General features: G+C 33.7%; 10 protein-coding genes. 7 read left to right on the forward strand and 3 right to left on the reverse strand.

What is annotated here, in order from left to right:
* Positions 1-32 precede the first annotated feature (32 nt).
* From aspS to Q4Q40_RS11150, 3 genes are read left to right on the forward strand one after another with little or no spacing between them, the layout of a single operon-like run.
* Positions 33-1,787, forward strand: coding sequence for an aspartate--tRNA ligase (gene aspS / locus Q4Q40_RS11140; RefSeq protein WP_303301870.1), 1,755 nt, complete (start codon positions 33-35; stop codon positions 1,785-1,787).
* A gap of 47 nt (positions 1,788-1,834) precedes the next feature.
* The gene (locus Q4Q40_RS11145; protein WP_303301871.1) at positions 1,835-3,622 is read left to right on the forward strand and encodes a chloride channel protein; all 1,788 of its coding nucleotides are present in this window, start codon (positions 1,835-1,837) and stop codon (positions 3,620-3,622) included.
* A gap of 3 nt (positions 3,623-3,625) precedes the next feature.
* Positions 3,626-3,856 carry a hypothetical protein gene (locus Q4Q40_RS11150; protein ID WP_303301872.1) on the forward strand — a complete coding sequence of 77 codons (231 nt, stop codon included), beginning with the start codon at positions 3,626-3,628 and terminating at the stop codon, positions 3,854-3,856.
* Between the two features lie 250 nt (positions 3,857-4,106).
* On the opposite strand, the gene Q4Q40_RS11155 is transcribed toward Q4Q40_RS11150, so the two are convergent.
* A complete protein-coding gene (locus Q4Q40_RS11155) occupies positions 4,107-4,556 on the reverse strand; it encodes a nucleoside deaminase (RefSeq protein WP_303301873.1) in 450 nt (149 codons plus the stop codon).
* Between the two features lie 41 nt (positions 4,557-4,597).
* Here Q4Q40_RS11155 and dxs point away from each other — a divergent pair, with 41 nt between their 5' ends.
* Positions 4,598-6,361, forward strand: coding sequence for a 1-deoxy-D-xylulose-5-phosphate synthase (dxs, locus tag Q4Q40_RS11160; RefSeq protein ID WP_303301874.1), 1,764 nt, complete (start codon positions 4,598-4,600; stop codon positions 6,359-6,361).
* A gap of 251 nt (positions 6,362-6,612) precedes the next feature.
* On the opposite strand, the gene Q4Q40_RS11165 is transcribed toward dxs, so the two are convergent.
* Positions 6,613-9,801 carry a PA domain-containing protein gene (locus Q4Q40_RS11165; protein ID WP_303301875.1) on the reverse strand — a complete coding sequence of 1,063 codons (3,189 nt, stop codon included), beginning with the start codon at positions 9,799-9,801 and terminating at the stop codon, positions 6,613-6,615.
* 51 nt (positions 9,802-9,852) lie between these two features.
* Positions 9,853-11,196: a dGTP triphosphohydrolase gene (gene dgt / locus Q4Q40_RS11170; protein WP_303301876.1), complete on the reverse strand. Its 1,344-nt coding sequence runs from the start codon at positions 11,194-11,196 to the stop codon at positions 9,853-9,855.
* 165 nt (positions 11,197-11,361) lie between these two features.
* Here dgt and Q4Q40_RS11175 point away from each other — a divergent pair, with 165 nt between their 5' ends.
* The 3 genes from Q4Q40_RS11175 to Q4Q40_RS11185 all read left to right on the forward strand — a co-directional run bounded on the left by Q4Q40_RS11175 (position 11,362) and on the right by Q4Q40_RS11185 (position 17,432).
* The gene (locus Q4Q40_RS11175; RefSeq protein ID WP_303301877.1) at positions 11,362-11,733 is read left to right on the forward strand and encodes a carboxypeptidase-like regulatory domain-containing protein; all 372 of its coding nucleotides are present in this window, start codon (positions 11,362-11,364) and stop codon (positions 11,731-11,733) included.
* 642 nt (positions 11,734-12,375) lie between these two features.
* Positions 12,376-15,126 (forward strand): TonB-dependent receptor, encoded by a 2,751-nt coding sequence (locus Q4Q40_RS11180; protein WP_303301878.1) that lies wholly within the window; start codon positions 12,376-12,378, stop codon positions 15,124-15,126.
* A gap of 251 nt (positions 15,127-15,377) precedes the next feature.
* Positions 15,378-17,432 carry a beta-helix domain-containing protein gene (locus Q4Q40_RS11185; protein ID WP_303301879.1) on the forward strand — a complete coding sequence of 685 codons (2,055 nt, stop codon included), beginning with the start codon at positions 15,378-15,380 and terminating at the stop codon, positions 17,430-17,432.
* The last annotated feature ends 113 nt before the right edge of the window (positions 17,433-17,545 follow it).

Here is a 17,545-nt window from a genome sequence, read left to right on the forward strand (position 1 = left end):
AAAGCAATAGGAATGCACTTCAATTTTCAACTATGTATAGAAGTCATAATTGTGGCGAATTAAACGTTACAAATATAAATGAAGAAGTAACCCTTGCAGGTTGGGTTCAAAAATCCCGTGATAAAGGATTTATTGTTTGGGTAGATTTAAGAGACCGTTACGGTATTACCCAATTGGTTTTTGATGAAGAACGCACTTCTAAAGACATGCTGCAACAAGCTCAAAACCTAGGTCGTGAATTTGTAGTTCAGGTTAAAGGAACTGTTATTGAACGTACTTCAAAAAATCCTAATATCTCAACTGGAGATATAGAAATATTGGTTTCGGAACTAAATATATTAAACGAATCATTACTTCCTCCTTTTACAATAGAAGATAAAACAGATGGTGGCGAAGATATAAGAATGAAATATCGCTACTTAGATATTCGTAGAAACCCTGTAAAAGATAGTCTGATTTTTAGACACAAAGTCACTCAAGAAGTTAGAAACTACTTATCTAAAGAAGGTTTTATTGAAGTTGAAACACCATACTTAATTAAATCGACACCAGAAGGAGCACGTGATTTTGTAGTGCCATCACGTATGAATGAAGGTCAGTTTTATGCATTACCTCAATCACCACAAACCTTTAAGCAACTGCTCATGGTTGGTGGTATGGATAAATATTTCCAGATTGTAAAATGTTTTAGAGATGAAGATTTACGTGCTGATAGACAACCAGAATTCACACAAATAGATTGTGAAATGGCGTTTATAGAGCAAGAAGATATTTTAAATGCTTTTGAAGGATTGACACGTCATTTATTAAAAGAAGTGAATGGTGTAGACGTAGAAAAATTTCCAAGAATGCTTTATGACGATGCTATGCGTTTGTATGGTAATGACAAACCAGACATTCGTTTTGGCATGGAATTTGGCGAACTGAATGACGTTGCTCAACATAAAGATTTTGGTGTTTTTAATAATGCAGAATTAGTAGTTGGTATCGCTGTACCTGGAGGGAATAGTTATACCAGAAAAGACATAGATAAATTAATTGATTGGGTAAAGCGTCCACAGGTTGGAGCTTTAGGTATGGTTTATTCTCGTTGTAACGACGATGGTACTTTTAAATCTTCAGTCGATAAATTTTACGATCAAGACGATTTAGCTAAATGGGCAGAAGTTACTGGTGCAAAAGCAGGTGATTTAATTTGTGTGCTGTCTGGCAACAAAAATAAAGTGCGTGCACAATTAAGTGCATTACGTATGGAATTGGCAGAACGTTTAGGTTTACGTAAACCAGATGAATTTGCACCACTTTGGGTTATGGACTTTCCATTATTAGAATGGGATGAGGATACAGAACGTTACCATGCCATGCATCACCCGTTCACATCACCAAAACCTGGTCAACTGGAATTATTAAAAACGAATCCAGGAGATGTAAAAGCCAATGCTTACGATTTAGTTTTGAATGGAAACGAAATAGGTGGAGGTTCCATCAGGATTCACGATAAAGAGACCCAATCATTAATGTTTGATTATTTAGGATTTACTCCCGAAGAAGCCAAAGCTCAATTTGGGTTTTTAATGGATGCCTTTCAATATGGCGCACCGCCTCACGGTGGTTTAGCTTTCGGACTGGATAGATTGGTCGCTATTTTAGGTGGACAAGAAACTATTAGGGATTTTATTGCATTCCCTAAAAACAATTCTGGACGGGACGTCATGATTGATTCACCTGCTCCAATTGACGATGAACAGTTAACAGAATTAAGTTTAAAGCTTAATTTAAAACCATAAAATTTAAATCCTGCTCTTTGCAGGATTTTTTTTAGTAATTTTATAAAATGCCTCTAAGTACTAAAAGTCTTTTAAGAAAGTTTTTAATCTGGAAATACAAGCATATTTCTGAACTTCAATTTATCTATATACTTAGTATTCTGGTTGGATTTTTAGCAGGAATGGGTACGGTACTTCTTAAAAACTTAACACATTATATTCGATTACTTTTTGAATTAGATTTCTTTAACAACAACCAAAACTCCCTATACTTTATATTTCCAATTATTGGTCTTCTAGTCGTTTACATGATAAAACAAATCTGGTTAAAAAGACATATAGGTCATGGCATTTCTTCAACTTTATATGCCATTTCAAAACTAAACGGTATTATACCTAGATATAATATTTATGCCGCATTAATAACCGCTCCTTTAACGGTTGGTTTTGGTGGATCGGTAGGTTTGCAAGGCCCTGCTGTAAGCGTTGGATCTGCTTTAGGATCTAATGCAGCACGCTTATTCCATATGAATACAAAAACGAGAATGCTTTTAATTGGTTGTGCCGCAGCTGGTGCAATGGCATCTATGTTTAAAGCGCCCATTGCTGCTATTATTTTTGCTGTCGAAATATTTAGCTTAGATATTGCTTTTACCTCATTAATCCCCCTTTTATTAGCTTCTGTTTCTGCAGTCGTAACATCCTATATGTTCTTAGGAACTGATGTATTATTACGATTTCAATTAACCGATAAATTTGAAGTTAACGATATCTTATTCTATATTGTTTTAGGACTTGTTACGGGTATCGCATCGGTATATTTTTCAAAAGTATTCTTTGGTATTACCAATTTCTTTAAGCAATTTAAAAGTCGTGCTAAACGATTGTTAATTGGAGGGATTGCTATTGGTTCTATATTATATTTTATTCCGCCTCTTTATGGTGAGGGTTATGGCATTATGAATAATCTTTTAAAAGGTGATCATTTATCTGCTATAGGTACAACCCCTTTTAATTTAGATTTATCTAATATCTGGGTCGTTATTGCTCTATTACTTGGTATTGCAGTGTTTAAAGCTATTGCTATGACGACTACCTTTGGTGCTGGTGGTGTTGGTGGTGTTTTTATCCCAACACTTGTTATGGGTAGTGCTCTGGGAAATGCTTTTGCAAAAATCATCAATAATATTGGCTTAGATTTTCAAGTATCCGAATCGAATTTCACCTTAATTGGTATGACAGGGTTAATGGCTGGGGTACTACATGCCCCGCTTACAGCAATATTCCTTATTGCAGAGATTACAGGTGGTTACGAGTTATTTGTCCCTTTAATGATCGTATCAACCATATCGTTTGCCATCACTAAATATTACGTTTCTCATTCTATTTACACACTTAGGCTAGCACAACGAGGTGAATTGATGACCCATGATAAAGATCAAAATGTATTAATGGTTTTAGATATTGATAAGATCATAGAAACTAATTTCATCACATTAAAACCAGACATGAAACTAGGTGCTATATTAAAACAAGCTGTTGCAAAATCTTCTCGAAACCATTTTCCTGTGGTTAACGATAACCATGAACTTTTAGGTGTTATTCGCTTAGATGATGTTAGGCACATTATGTTCAACTCACACCTTTATGATAAAGTTGATGCCTCAAGTTTAATGCATGCAGATGCAGATATTATTATTTACGAAGAAAACTCTATGAATGATATCATGGATAAGTTTAAAAGTAGTGGTGCATGGAATTTACCAGTTATTAAACATGGTAAATATTACGGATACATTTCGAAATCTAAATTGCTAACGGCTTACAGACAGCAACTAATCAATTTTACAAAATAACTAATGAAATATATTATTCTTTTTTTGTTTTTAGCAGCTTTAGGAAGTATAGTAACAGGCTATGTTATAGACAATGAATGGTCCCAAAAACTTATTGGTTTTGGTGTTCTTGGATTATTTCTCGTTGTATTCCCTTTGTTTTCCTATTACCGTTGGAAAGACAAAGACCTTAAAGACTACATGCTTACTAAAGAAAATTTAGATAAAATGCGAGAGCGTGAAAATAAAAGTTAGCAGTGTTCAGTTGCAGTATTCAGTCCTTATATAAAAAACTCTGCGAAACTCTGTGAATCTCTGCGAAACAATTTATTTATAAGACCTTAAAGACTACATGCTTACTAAAGAAAATTTAGATTAAATGTGTGAGCGTGAAAATAAAAGTTAGCAGTGTTCAGTTGCAGTATTCAGTCCTTATATAAAAAACTCTGCGTATCTCTGTGTTAGCTCTGTGAATCTCTGCGAAACAACTCGTGTCTCAGGATTTTTAATTCAAATTCCGCCTTTCAATAAAAAACCGCTTCATTAGTTCAGAAGCCTCATCTGCCATAACACCACCTTTTATAACGGTTTTAGGATGTAATTTTGTATTTAAGTTTATACAACCACGTTCTTCATCCTTAGCGCCATAAACAATATTAGAAATCTGACTCCAATATAAAGCACCTGCACACATTTGACAAGGCTCTAAGGTTACATACAAGGTGCAATTCTTTAAGTATTTACCACCTAAAAAATTAGCTGCTGCAGTGATCGCCTGCATTTCCGCATGCGCAGTAACATCTGTTAATGTTTCAGTTAAATTGTGTCCTCTGGCAATTATTTTATTATCGATAACAATAACAGCTCCCACAGGAATCTCTCCTTTTTCATAAGCAGCCTCAGCTTCCTGAAGTGCTTTTTTCATAAAATAGGTATCATCAAAAGGTTCTAACATAAAAGCAAAAATACAATTTCAAATAGTACATTTGTAATCGCATGCAAAAATTATTAAACCATATTAGCACACCTTCAGAACTTCGTCTTTTAAACCAAAAAGACTTATCGCAACTTGCAAAAGAATTACGGAAATTCATAATTAACATTGTGGCCACTAAAGAGGGGCATTTGGGGGCTAGTTTAGGTGTCGTAGAATTAACCATTGCATTACATTATGTTTTTAATACACCTGAAGATCAATTAATTTGGGATGTAGGACATCAGGCTTACGGACATAAAATACTAACTGGCAGAAAGGACATATTTCACACCAATAGACAAATTGGAGGCTTAAGCGGTTTTCCAAAACGAGGTGAAAGTGACTACGATACTTTTGGGGTCGGACATTCTTCTACATCCATTTCTGCAGCATTGGGTATGGCCATCGCTTCACAATTAAAAGGCGATACTAAAAAACAACACATCGCTATTATTGGAGATGCTTCCATAGCTAGCGGAATGGCATTTGAAGGTTTAAATCATGCTGGTGTAACCGATGCTAATTTACTGGTTATTTTAAATGATAATGCTATAGGCATCGACCCAAGTGTTGGTGCCCTTAAACAGTATTTAACCAATGTTAAAAAAGGGACTCAAAAGCAAGACAATATTTTTGAGGCTTTAAATTTTGATTACTCAGGGCCTATTGATGGCCATGATATCAATCTTATAATTGCTGAATTAGAACGCCTAAAGACTATAAAAGGCCCTAAGTTTTTGCATATTATCACTACAAAAGGAAAAGGCTTAAAACAGGCTGAAGAAGATCAGGTTAAATACCATGCCCCAGGAAAATTTAATGCACAAACAGGGGATTTAATTGTAAAATCTAAACCCATCCAAGCTCCTAAATATCAAGATGTATTTGGGCTTACTATTGTAGAATTAGCGAAACAAAATAAAAGTATTGTAGGTATTACACCTGCCATGCCTACAGGAAGTTCATTAAAATATATGATGGAAAAAATTCCTGAACGCGCTTTTGATGTTGGTATTGCAGAACAACATGCTGTAACATTGGCAGCTGGTATGGCAACACAAGGTTTGGTTCCTTTTTGTAATATTTACTCAACCTTTTTGCAACGCGCTTACGATCAAGTAATACATGATGTGGCACTTCAAAAACTACCTGTTATTTTTTGTTTAGATCGGGCTGGGCTGGTTGGAGAAGACGGTGCTACACATCATGGGGTTTATGATTTATCGTATTTAAGATGCATCCCTAATCTTATCATCTTTTCTCCAAGAAACGAAATCGAATTACGCAACATTATGTACACCGCACAGTTGGGTTTAGATCAACCTATAGCGATTCGTTATCCTCGTGGACACGGAGTTACCATAGATTGGAGACAACCTTTTTCTAAAATAGAAATAGGTAAGGGCATACAACTAAAAAAAGGCAATAAGATAGCCGTTTTAAGTATTGGAACTATTGCTAAAAACATAAGTGAGGCCATTCAAAAATGCAACACACCACAAGATATTGCACATTACGATATGCGTTTTGTAAAACCTTTGGATGAAAAACTTCTGCATCATATTCTTAAAACACATAGCACCATTATAACTATTGAAGATAATACTATAAAAGGCGGTTTCGGAAGTGCTATTTTAGAGTTTGCATCAACAAACAATTATAAAAATAATATAAACATGCTGGGTGTTCCCGATCATTTTGTTGAACATGGCAGTGTTAATCAGCTACAACAATCTATTGGGTTAGATGTTGAAAGCTTATTTAAGTATATTAATGATTTGTGATTGGGTTTGGCTTATAACTCTATAAATAGTATCAAAAAAGAGACTCTCTAAAAAGGTAAATAAACTACTTCGGGGTATTTACCAATTATAACTCAAATACCCCATAAAACATGGAATGTCCAGTTGAGCCTTTCGGCTCCGCTCAAGACAGGCTAAAGTTGAAACCTTCATATTTAATGACGTGTTTTAGTTTTCGACTGCGCTCGAACGGACAAAAATCAAACTTCTTTTTGTTATATTGAACCCACTAATTATTTAATAATAATTTTCTTAGTTTCTGAAAAATTATCGTTGCTAAACCTGACTAGATAAAGCCCTGAAGACAAATCCTTTAAAATTAAAGGCCTTTTTATTCCATTCATTTCAAGCTCAGATTTATAAATGCTTTTTCCATTCAAATCAAATACTTGCAAATCAACTTTTCCTGTAATTCCGTTTGCTGATATAACCATTTTTCCGTTTGAAACTGTTGGATATAATTTTATTTGAGATTCCAATTCGTTATCTATAACACTTAACGATGTTGCGGTAAATTCACCAGAAAAAATCCCTCTTCCATAGGTAGAAGCATAAATTACGTTATCATTTCTTAGATCTAAATCTGTGACTTTAGCATTGCTCATACCATTGAATGCAGGATTCCATGTTGGGTTCGTAGAAGAAAAATTATTGGTATACCAAACACCTAATTCTGTCCCTACAATAACCTCCTCTATATTTAAGGGGTTTTGGAGTATGGCTTTAACTGGTAAATCTGGTAAATCTCCTTCTTTTTCAAGCCATGTGGCTCCTCCATTAGAACTGTACCAAATGTTTATAACGCCATAATTATGCATGGTTACAAAAATATCGGCTTCAGATTGACCAAATTCAATATCAGAGATACTTCCAATAAAATTAGTACTTCCTATTTCTGCCCAAGTAGGTGTTGCTGCTCCATCTGCATTAGTAACCTTAATCAACTTCCCATTTTCATCACCAATTAATAATGTTGTAGATGCCATAGTAAAAGGGGATACTTTAAAAGCAGTAGGGTTCCCATCAAGTAATCCGTTTGATAAAATGGATTTATTTACTGCCCCAGCCCCACTAAAGTCATATCTTCTAACCTCGTATGTCGATCCCGTAGAATAATTTGTATACAAGATGTTTAAATTAGAATCCAGGGTTTCTTGATTGATAAAATCCCCTCTATTTAAATCTTCATCATTAATTGTCGTTTCTACACCCGACGGATAGTCCCTTTTGGTAATTCTGTTATTGTAAACAAAATTATAAATAAAATAAGTATCCGTTCCATCTTGATCGACCATAGTTGCTGCACCATCCCCACCTGTTGGATTTGTTACTGAACCATCAATCTCTGAATTAGAGTTTTCGAAGAATTGAGTGCCATTATCTTGGGTTCCTCCATAAAAATAATCTCCAATAATAGCGGTAGTAGGTGCTACTCCTACACTATAGAACTGTGTTACATTATATCCCAAGTTTCTACTATTAATGTTTGTTCCTCCGTTACTTGAATAATAGACCCCTCCATCGTTACCAAAAAGCATCGCACCTGCATTATTATTACCAAAAGTTATAGCATGGTGATCTGCATGTACCAAAGGAACACTTAAGGTTGATAAATTATTATTATTCGACCATTTGGATATTTGTGACCAAGATGTTCCGCTATTGCTTGATTTAAACAAATCGATACCCCCAACAAAGACATTAGCATCGTTTGTTGGGTCTACTTTAATTACCAAGTTATAAAAAGCTTGACCTCTTGTAAAATCAGTAGATGGAATACCTGTATCTACATCATCTGGTAAAGCCAAATTGGTAGTAGATGCAAAGGCATTATCTGTTCTAATCAATTCAACTCCATTTGTTCCAGAGGACAGTTCGGCCAATACATAAATTTTTTCAGGGTTTGAAGATGAAACTGCAATTTCTGTCCTCCTTCCATTTGTAATGGTATGTTCTAAAGTAAATGTTATTCCATCTGAAGAGGATAAGATTTGACCACCAGGGTCTGAAGGAGTAACTAAACTTCGTGTTGTTGAAATCCAAATTTTATTATCCTGTCCAATTTCAATATTATTTGGTGCTATATCACTATTGGTACCGTTTGTTGGTAAAACAATTTTAGTCCAAGTGATTCCATTATCGGTAGATTTATATAAACCATAAGTTCCTGTTCCACTAAACCCTGTAGGGTTTGCATCAGTATATGAACTAGCAGCAGCAGCTACATAAATTTCACTAGTACTCCCTAAATCCCTAACCACAACATCGTTAATATGTTGAATCCCTCCTGAAATAAAATTTCCAGTTGAAGGAGTAGCGTCAGGCGCTATAGTTACATTCACTGTACTACCAAGTTGTGCCATGATAGCTTGTCCGTCTGCTTGAGAAACCATAATTGCTGGTATGTAAATGGTATAATCACCACCTCCCATAGCAAATATTGGATCTGATATATTATTAACAACAACGACTGCTATAGCTCCGGCATTTTCCGCGTTTTTAACTTTTATATCAAAATTGCAAGCTCCTCTTTCAATAACTGCTATTTTTCCATTTATTGCTGCGCCGTTTACTAAAGTACTACAACCATCTGTTGTTGTTGCTACACCGTCATCAACCAATACTAAATCTCCAGTAATTTCAGTTAAAGGACTACCAAAAGCTGCTTGAAGCGCATTGTATTCTCCAGCTATAGAACCTGGAACATTTACAGTAAGTTTGGCACCTTCACCATTAGCTGTAGCGCCTCCAAAAATTCTTTCCCAAGTCACTCCTCTATCCGTTGATTTCCAAAGCCCACTTCCATTTACGTCCCCTCCTACATAAGATTCTCCTGTGCCAGCATAAAAAGTATTTGTATTATTCGGATCAAAAGCCAAACTTGTAATGCTAAGATTTTCTGGAATATCAACACTTTCCCATAAAGATGAAGATGATGTTATATCTGTGTTCTTCCATATGCCACCGCTAACACCGCCAGCAAATACAATTTTATTAGTTGCATCATTAGGGTCGAACATAATGGCTCTGGTTCTTCCTCCAACATTATTAGGACCTCGTTCTACCCAGCCATTATCAGTTTTGTCACCAGAAACCCTTGCGAAAATATTAGCACTAGAGTTTTTAATGTCCTTTTGTATTTTACTTAAGTTTTCCGAAGTTGGTCTTCCTAATTCTGGGTTCATTGTAAGCTCCCACTCTCTTTCAAAATAACTATTTGGCGGTATTCCTCTCGATTTCCGTTCTTTCTTTGATAGTTTTTTAGTGTCTTTAAATGGACTATTCTCTAAAAAAGCTTTGTGTTTTGATTTTAATTTTTCAATAGATAAATCATCGTTAACTACGTTTGAATTAAAATAATAAACAGAATACGAAGCAAGTAAAAAACACATCACGAATACAGTAAGTAGGCTTTTTTTCATTATTTAGGTAGGTTATATTTAAATATAAATTGATTAGCAGATTTGTTCGTCTTAACTAAATTGAAAACCTTTCAATTTTTTATAATTCAATATCGCTTTACTATCTGAAAGTAAGGATACAAAATGACATATACTGGATAAACGTATATACAAGCTAACATCATTAATTTTAATGGTTTTTGGTAAGCTTTTTAAAATGAGTTTATCATAATTTGATGCGGTATTATCATAACAATTATTTACAGCATTTGTATACGCTTTTAATAATGTATTTATAACACCATAACCCGCTATTTCTTTATCTACAACTTCATTTGATTGATAGATATTTTCAATACTAATTCTAATAATATCGTTTATTTGCGCTTCGTATTTACTTTTATCCAACAGGGCACAATCAAAACTACCATTTAAAATAGCTTCTTCATTTTTCATAAAAATAGCAACAGCTTCGTCTATTAATGTTCCTATCGCCAGAGCTCTTAAATAACTTACTCTATCTTCTTTATTTGAAAGTTCGTAGTAATTTTTAGTTTTAATTTTGTCTCTTACTATGTTTATTAAATATTCCAAAGCAAACTCTTCTTGTATTAAACCCAGATTTATACCATCTTCAAAATCGATTATCGTATAGCAAATATCATCTGCAGCTTCAACTAAAAAAGCGAGTGGATGTCTGGAAAAACTAATAGCTTCTTTGCTTCTTTTTAATAAACCTAATTCATTGGCAACGTCAATAAACGCTTCTTTTTCACTTTGAAAAAAACCATACTTTTTATCAGCAATATGATTTGTTGGTTTTTTAGGTAAAGACTCTTTTGGGTATTTCATAAAAGCGCCCAAAGTGGCGTAACTTAAGCGAAGTCCGCCATCACGCCCTGCTCTACTCTCAGTTAAAATTTTAAACCCATTAGCATTACCTTCAAAATCGCATAAGTCTTGATATTCTTTTTCAGTCAACTCATTTTTAAACTGCTTTCCTTCTCCTGTTTTAAAAAACTCCCCAATAGCTTTTTCTCCAGAATGCCCAAAAGGCGGATTACCAATATCGTGAGCTAAAGCTGCTGCTGCAACAATAGCCCCAAAATCGTTAGCTTGATATCCATGAACACTATATAAATGTGGATGTTTTTCTAATAATTTCTTACCTACTAATCTTCCTAAGGAACGTCCAACCACACTTACTTCTAAACTATGGGTTAGTCTGGTATGTACAAAATCGGTTTGTGATAAAGGAATTACTTGTGTTTTGTCTTGAAGACTTCTAAATTCTGAAGAAAAAATAACCCGATCGTAATCTACCTCAAACCCTAAACGAGTTTCATCTTGTTCTTTTCGTATGCGTTTATTAGTGTCACCAAATCGTTTTAAGGATAATAATTGTTCCCAGTTCATTTTATATGTTTAAGAACAAGCAAGATAATTAAATTCAATATAAATAAGCTCTCAAAACTTGTTAACATTAAAGTAACATTTTAATGATTGTTCTTTAATGATTTGATAACATTTGGATGGTCTGAAAATTAGTTATTTGTACTCGATTATTTTACTATAAACTAAATGAAACATCTAATAACACTTTTTGTACTGGTTTTTACTTCTTTTTGTTTTTCACAAAACACAGGGCTGATTGCTGGTAAACTAATGGATAAAGAGTTTGATAACAATCCTTTAGTATTTGCTAATGTTTCTATTAAAGGCACTTCTATTAAATCGACTACAGATCAAACAGGATTATTTGTTATCGAAAACTTAGAAGATGGTGACTATACTTTAGTTTGTAGTTTTACAGGTTACGACACTAAAGAATTAAAAGTAAAAGTTATTTCGGGGGAATCTGAATATATAAAAACGTCTTTAAGCGCTAGCACTATTTCTTTAATTGAACTCGCATCAATTGCTAGTGTAAGTGAAAAAGCCACAATAAAATAGCATTAAATTTGTAGGCAAAGCGCAAAGAAAGGTTCAAGCAACTTATTATATTACTATTGTGTTTATTCCTATTATATCTATTTTTTCAACCTTCTCATACGAAACAAAAACTTACCGCCATTTTAACTATTAAAAAAATTTTGAAACTGACTATCCCCGCAAGCCATAGGGGTATTTCGCCAGTTTCATTTTGCCTTTTATAGAGGCAAAAATCGAATTTTTTATTTTGCCTCACCCAGAACTGCAAAAAAAGGCAGTTCTGACCTCTCCAAAGGAGGAGAGGTTAATTGGAAACCCCGACCCAAGAGTCGGAGAATTTTTAGATTAAAAAAGGTAAGGTGACAAGAATACTTTTCCAGGTCTTATACCAATTATTATTTATTGCTCATTTTTAGTGATAATTGGTGTTATTGATTATTTATCACTTATAAAGCTTAATCAACTTTCCTTGTAACTTCATAAAAAAAAAAAAAATCATTTCCCAAAAAGTGTTTTCAATGTTAATTTATTGTTTCCAAATTAAAAAACAGACACCCCTTAAGTAACATTAAGATAACTTTTTAATTACTGTTCTTTAATCTAAAGGTAACATAGTGTTTACATGTGCTATCGTTCTTTGCAGCTAGAAATCAAAAGAAAATAATGAAAAAATTTATAGTTTTATTAGCAGTATTTACTGCTAGTTTTTTGCAAGCTCAAAGTACAGGTTCTGTAGTTGGAAAACTAATAGACAAAGAGTATAACAATGAACCTTTAGCTTTTGCTAATGTGCTAATAAAAGGTTCTACTAAAGGAACAACTTCAGATTTTGATGGGTATTATCGTTTGGAAGGTTTAACCCCTGGATCGTATACATTAATATTTAGTTTTGTTGGGTATGAAACTCAAGAAACAAGCGTACAAATAGTTGCAGGCAAAGCAACTGAGCTTAATGTACCTATGGCAGCCAGTGCTGCTTCTTTAGATGAAATTGTAATTACTACAACAACTAAACGGGAAAGTGAAACGGCCTTATTATTAGAGCAGAAAAAAGCTGTAGTAATCAAGGAAAGTATTGGAGCAGATAGATTAGGTAAAATTGGAGTTTCAAACGCTGCAACGGCAACAACTAAAATTTCTGGAGTTACTAAAAGTGAGGGAACTGGAGAAATATACATAAGAGGTTTAGGAGACAGGTATTTATCAACTACAATGAATGGTCTGCCTATCCCTTCTGATGATGTTGATAATAAAAATATTAATCTGAATTTATTTTCAACTAACATGATTGAAAATGTTGGAATTAGTAAAACGTATGCTACTTCTGGTTATGCCGACCAATCTTCTGGAAATGTAGATATTTCTTCAAAAGAATATTCTAAAAAGGAATTCTCAGTTAGCTTAGGTTCAGGCTATAACACTAATGTTTTAGGATTAGATGGTGATTTTAAAAGAAGTATAGCTTCTGAAGATGTTACACTTGGTTTTCATAAAAAGCAATATGCCACAGTTGACTTGATTACAAGACAGGGTTGGGAGCCAGTAGAGCAAAAAAGTACTGGGAATTATAGTCTGTCTTTATCGGGGGGGTATAAATTTGATATTTTCGGAAAAGAGTTAAGCGTTTTTGCTTCTGGATCTCATTCAAAGTCTTATGTATATCAAGAAGGTGTGTTTAGAAGCTTTAGATCAAATGTATTAGATAATAAGTTTACTGATGTCGAATCATTTACAACTAATACAAATTCTACTGGATATATAAATCTGGGGCTTAAATTGAGTAACAACCACAGAATAAAAATAAGCAGTTTATCGGTTAACAGAAGCGAGGATAACGTTTATGAGCAAGGTAGAAATGGTTTAGGTTACGTATTCGATCAAGACCCTCAAGAAGAAGGGGCTTTTGTAAGAGACCAAAATTTTAAACAAACTAAGTTACTCGTTAACCAAATAATTGGGGATCACGAAATAAGTGAAAACAATACTTTAAAATGGGCAGCTGGTTATAATTTTGTGTTAGCTGAAGAACCTAACAGAGTAAGAAACGAAGCAAATATTTTAGATATAACAACATCTACCCTAACTCAATATGCCCATGTTGGTGATTTTCAACAAAGAAAATCTAACCAGAAAATTGAAGATATTGAATACAATACATTTTTAAGAGACGAAATAAGTTTTGGAAAATTAGATGAGGACGATAAGAAGCCATTCAAACTAACTGCAGGGGCTAATTTCCGTAAAAAGGAAAGAGTATTTAGCTCGTTATTTATTGGTGTGAGAGCTAGGGGGTTTCAAGTGCCGTCTGTTGATGATTTTTCACTTACTTTTACCGAAGCTAATTTTGAGAATGGACTGGTTTTAAGAGAACCAGATTCAGATAGATATGATGCAGATTTAGCAATCATGGCTGGTTTTGTAAACTTAGATTTTGGATTAAATAAAAGATTCTCTGGGAATCTAGGGATAAGATATGAAAGAGATGAAATAAATGTATTATGGGATGTGGCTAACTATGTTGGTCGTGTTGGTTCTATAGAAAAAGAATATAATGATATATACCCAAGTGTTAATTTAAAATATGAGTTAAACGAGAAAAACTTTTTACGTTTTGCTTCAAGCTTTACCCAAACCCTACCTGAGTTTAAAGAATTATCTCCTTTTGAATACGTTTCTCCAACGGGGCGTGTTACAAGAGGTGATCCTGATCTGGAAAAATCGGATGTTTTTAATGTCGATTTAAAATGGGAACTTTTTCCTAAACAAGGAGAGTTAATTTCAGCTACGACATTTTACAAACAAATAAAAAATCCAATTAATTTAGCCTTAACCAGAGGGTCTGCTGGAATTTTTCAGTTTTCAAATACTGGTGATAAAGCCAATGTATTTGGTATTGAATTAGAAACACGACTGAATTTAATTGAAAATGAAGAAGAAGATCCAATCCTTAATTTTAACACTAATATAACAAAGATGTGGTTTAATCAGGATTTACTGGAAGAATTCCAATATAAAGATGTTACAGAATCAGATTTACAAGGCGCTTCAGATTTAATTTTAAATGGGTCATTAAGTTACAATAATCAAAAAGAAAAGGAATTCATTGCTACATTAACGGGCAATTATTCATCAGACAAAATATTTGCCTTAGGATCTCCAGAAGATTTTGTAAATAGTGATACATTTTATAATGATGAAATTATAGAAAAAGGTTTTTTTACTATGGATTTAGTAATTAGCAAAAAAATTACAGATAAGCTAACAGCAAAATTTATTGGAAGAAATCTTCTCAATCCAGATATAGAACAAACACAGTTAGTTAGAAACATTAATACAAGTGTTGAGACTAATGAAACTGTAAGTTCATACAAAAAGGGAAGCTTGTTAAGCTTAAATTTAAAATATACATTTTAGCCTAAGTTAAAATCTGACATAATAAAATACCTCAAGTTTAACTTGGGGTTTTTATTTAAATGACAAACTCGAATATCATTACAAAAAGCGTACATAATCCTAAGCATAAATTTGTATGCTTTCCCCATTAACACTAAGGTAACAAAACAGATATTTTTAATAAGAAAACGTAACCTATGCTTAATATTCTAATAAACATGAAGAGACACTAATCAATTTTCTTTGCATAATAATAAAACTAATAAAAAAAAATGAAAAATTTATCTTTAAAACTATTTGCTGTAGTATTATTAGCCTTTGCTACTATTAACTTAACTGGCTGTAGCTCTGACGACCCAGATCCTATAGAAAAATCTGAAGAAGAAGTTATAGAAAATTTAGATTCTGGAATAATGAATGGTACTTTAGAAGAAGACTATACTCTTAATGCTTCAACTGTATATAATTTAACTGGACAATTTATTGTAACTGATGGAGTTACTTTAAATATTCCTGCAGGAACAAAAATTCTCGCTGATGATGGTGGTACTGAGGTATATATAGCTGTTTTGCAAGGAGGTAAAATTAACATTAATGGGAATGCTACTAATCCAGTAGTAATGTCTTCTGCTAATGGAAACTCTGGAGATTGGGGTGGTTTAACACTTTGTGGTAAAGCAACTACTACAGCAGGTGCAAATGCTGAAGCTGAAGTTGGTGGATTTATTTATGGCGGATCTGAAGATTCTGATAGTTCTGGAATTATAAGGTACTTGCAGATTGTTGGCACAGGAGCTCAAATTAACACAGATTCTCAATATAATGGTGTTTCTTTTTATGCTGTAGGTTCTGGTACGTTGGTGGATAATTTAGCTGTTATAAATGGTGCTGATGATGGAGTAGAGTTTTTTGGAGGAACTGTTGAAGTTTCAAACCTATACTTGGTTAACAATGATGACGATTCTATCGACTGGACTGAAGGATGGAATGGATCTGTAACTAATGCTTATATTTCTCATACTATAGCTAATTTCTCTACTGCTTTTGAGGGAGATAAAGACAATGGAAATCCAACGTTTACTAACATCACAGCTATATCTACTGTAGGTGGAACTGCCTTGCAATTCAAATTAACATCTGGAGGAACTATCTCTGGTTTATCTTTAAGTGGATACGATATAGATTTAGATATGAAGGATGGTGTAAATCCTTCTGATAATATAATCTTCTCTGATGGATATACTCCTGTAGCAATGGTTGAAGATGACGATGAAACACCAGATGTAGATGAAAGTGCTTATACATTTGCTTTAAATACGACCGTTGTTCCTACTGTAGATGTTTCAGATTTTGATTGGGTAGATTTTGATATATCTTTTGAAAGTAGTTTGTTACAAGGTGCTGTTACAGGTGAAGTAACTTTAAATGCTTCGATAAACTATATATTAAATTCGTCTTATATAGTTCAAGATGGTGGTAAATTAACTATACCAGCAGGAACTAAAATTACTGCAAGAGATGGAGGAACAGGAGTTTATATTGCTGTTCTACAAGGTGGAGAAATAGATATTCAAGGAACTTCTGATAATCCAGTTGTAATTGCTTCTGCAAATGCTGAACGTGGAGACTGGGGAGGATTAACAATATGTGGTAATGCAACAACCTCTGCAGGTGTTGATGCCGAAGCTGAAATTGGAGGTTTTATTTATGGAGGGACTACAGATACTGATAATTCGGGATCTATTAAATACTTAATACTTAAAGGTACTGGAGCTCAAATTAACTCAGAGTCTCAATACAATGGTCTTTCATTATATGCTGTTGGATCTGGAACAACAATAGAAAACATTGCTGTTATAAACGGTTCTGATGATGGAATAGAGTTTTTTGGAGGAACTGTTTCTGCAACAAATTTATATTTAGAAAACAACGATGATGATTCTATCGACTGGACTGAAGGGTGGAATGGCTCTGTAACGAACGCCTACATTTCTCATACTATTGCTGATTTTTCTACTGTTTTTGAAGGAGATAAAGACAATGGAAATCCAACGTTTACTAATATCACAGCTATATCTACTGTAGGTGGAACTGCTTTGCAATTCAAGAAAACATCTGGAGGAATTATTACTGGTTTACATTTAAGTGGATATGATGTTGATTTAGACATGGTAGACGGAGGCGCTTTATCTAACGTTCAAATAGAAGGAACTGATGCTAATGCTACTCTAATTTCAGGAGAGACTACTTTATACTCGCTTAATTCAGGTAAAGATGCTACTGTATTAGATATTTCAGGGTGGACTTGGAAAGATGCGGGATTATAGAATATGATTCATTTGTTTGACAAAAAAAAGAGACTGCCTGAAAAGGTAGTCTTTTTTGTTTCTTCTTGATAGAGTCAATGTTGAAGATAAGGCTTATAGCTATAGCAGGCACA

The sequence above is a fragment of the Flavivirga jejuensis genome (assembly GCF_030540765.1).
Classification (GTDB): Bacteria; Bacteroidota; Bacteroidia; order Flavobacteriales; family Flavobacteriaceae; genus Flavivirga; species Flavivirga jejuensis.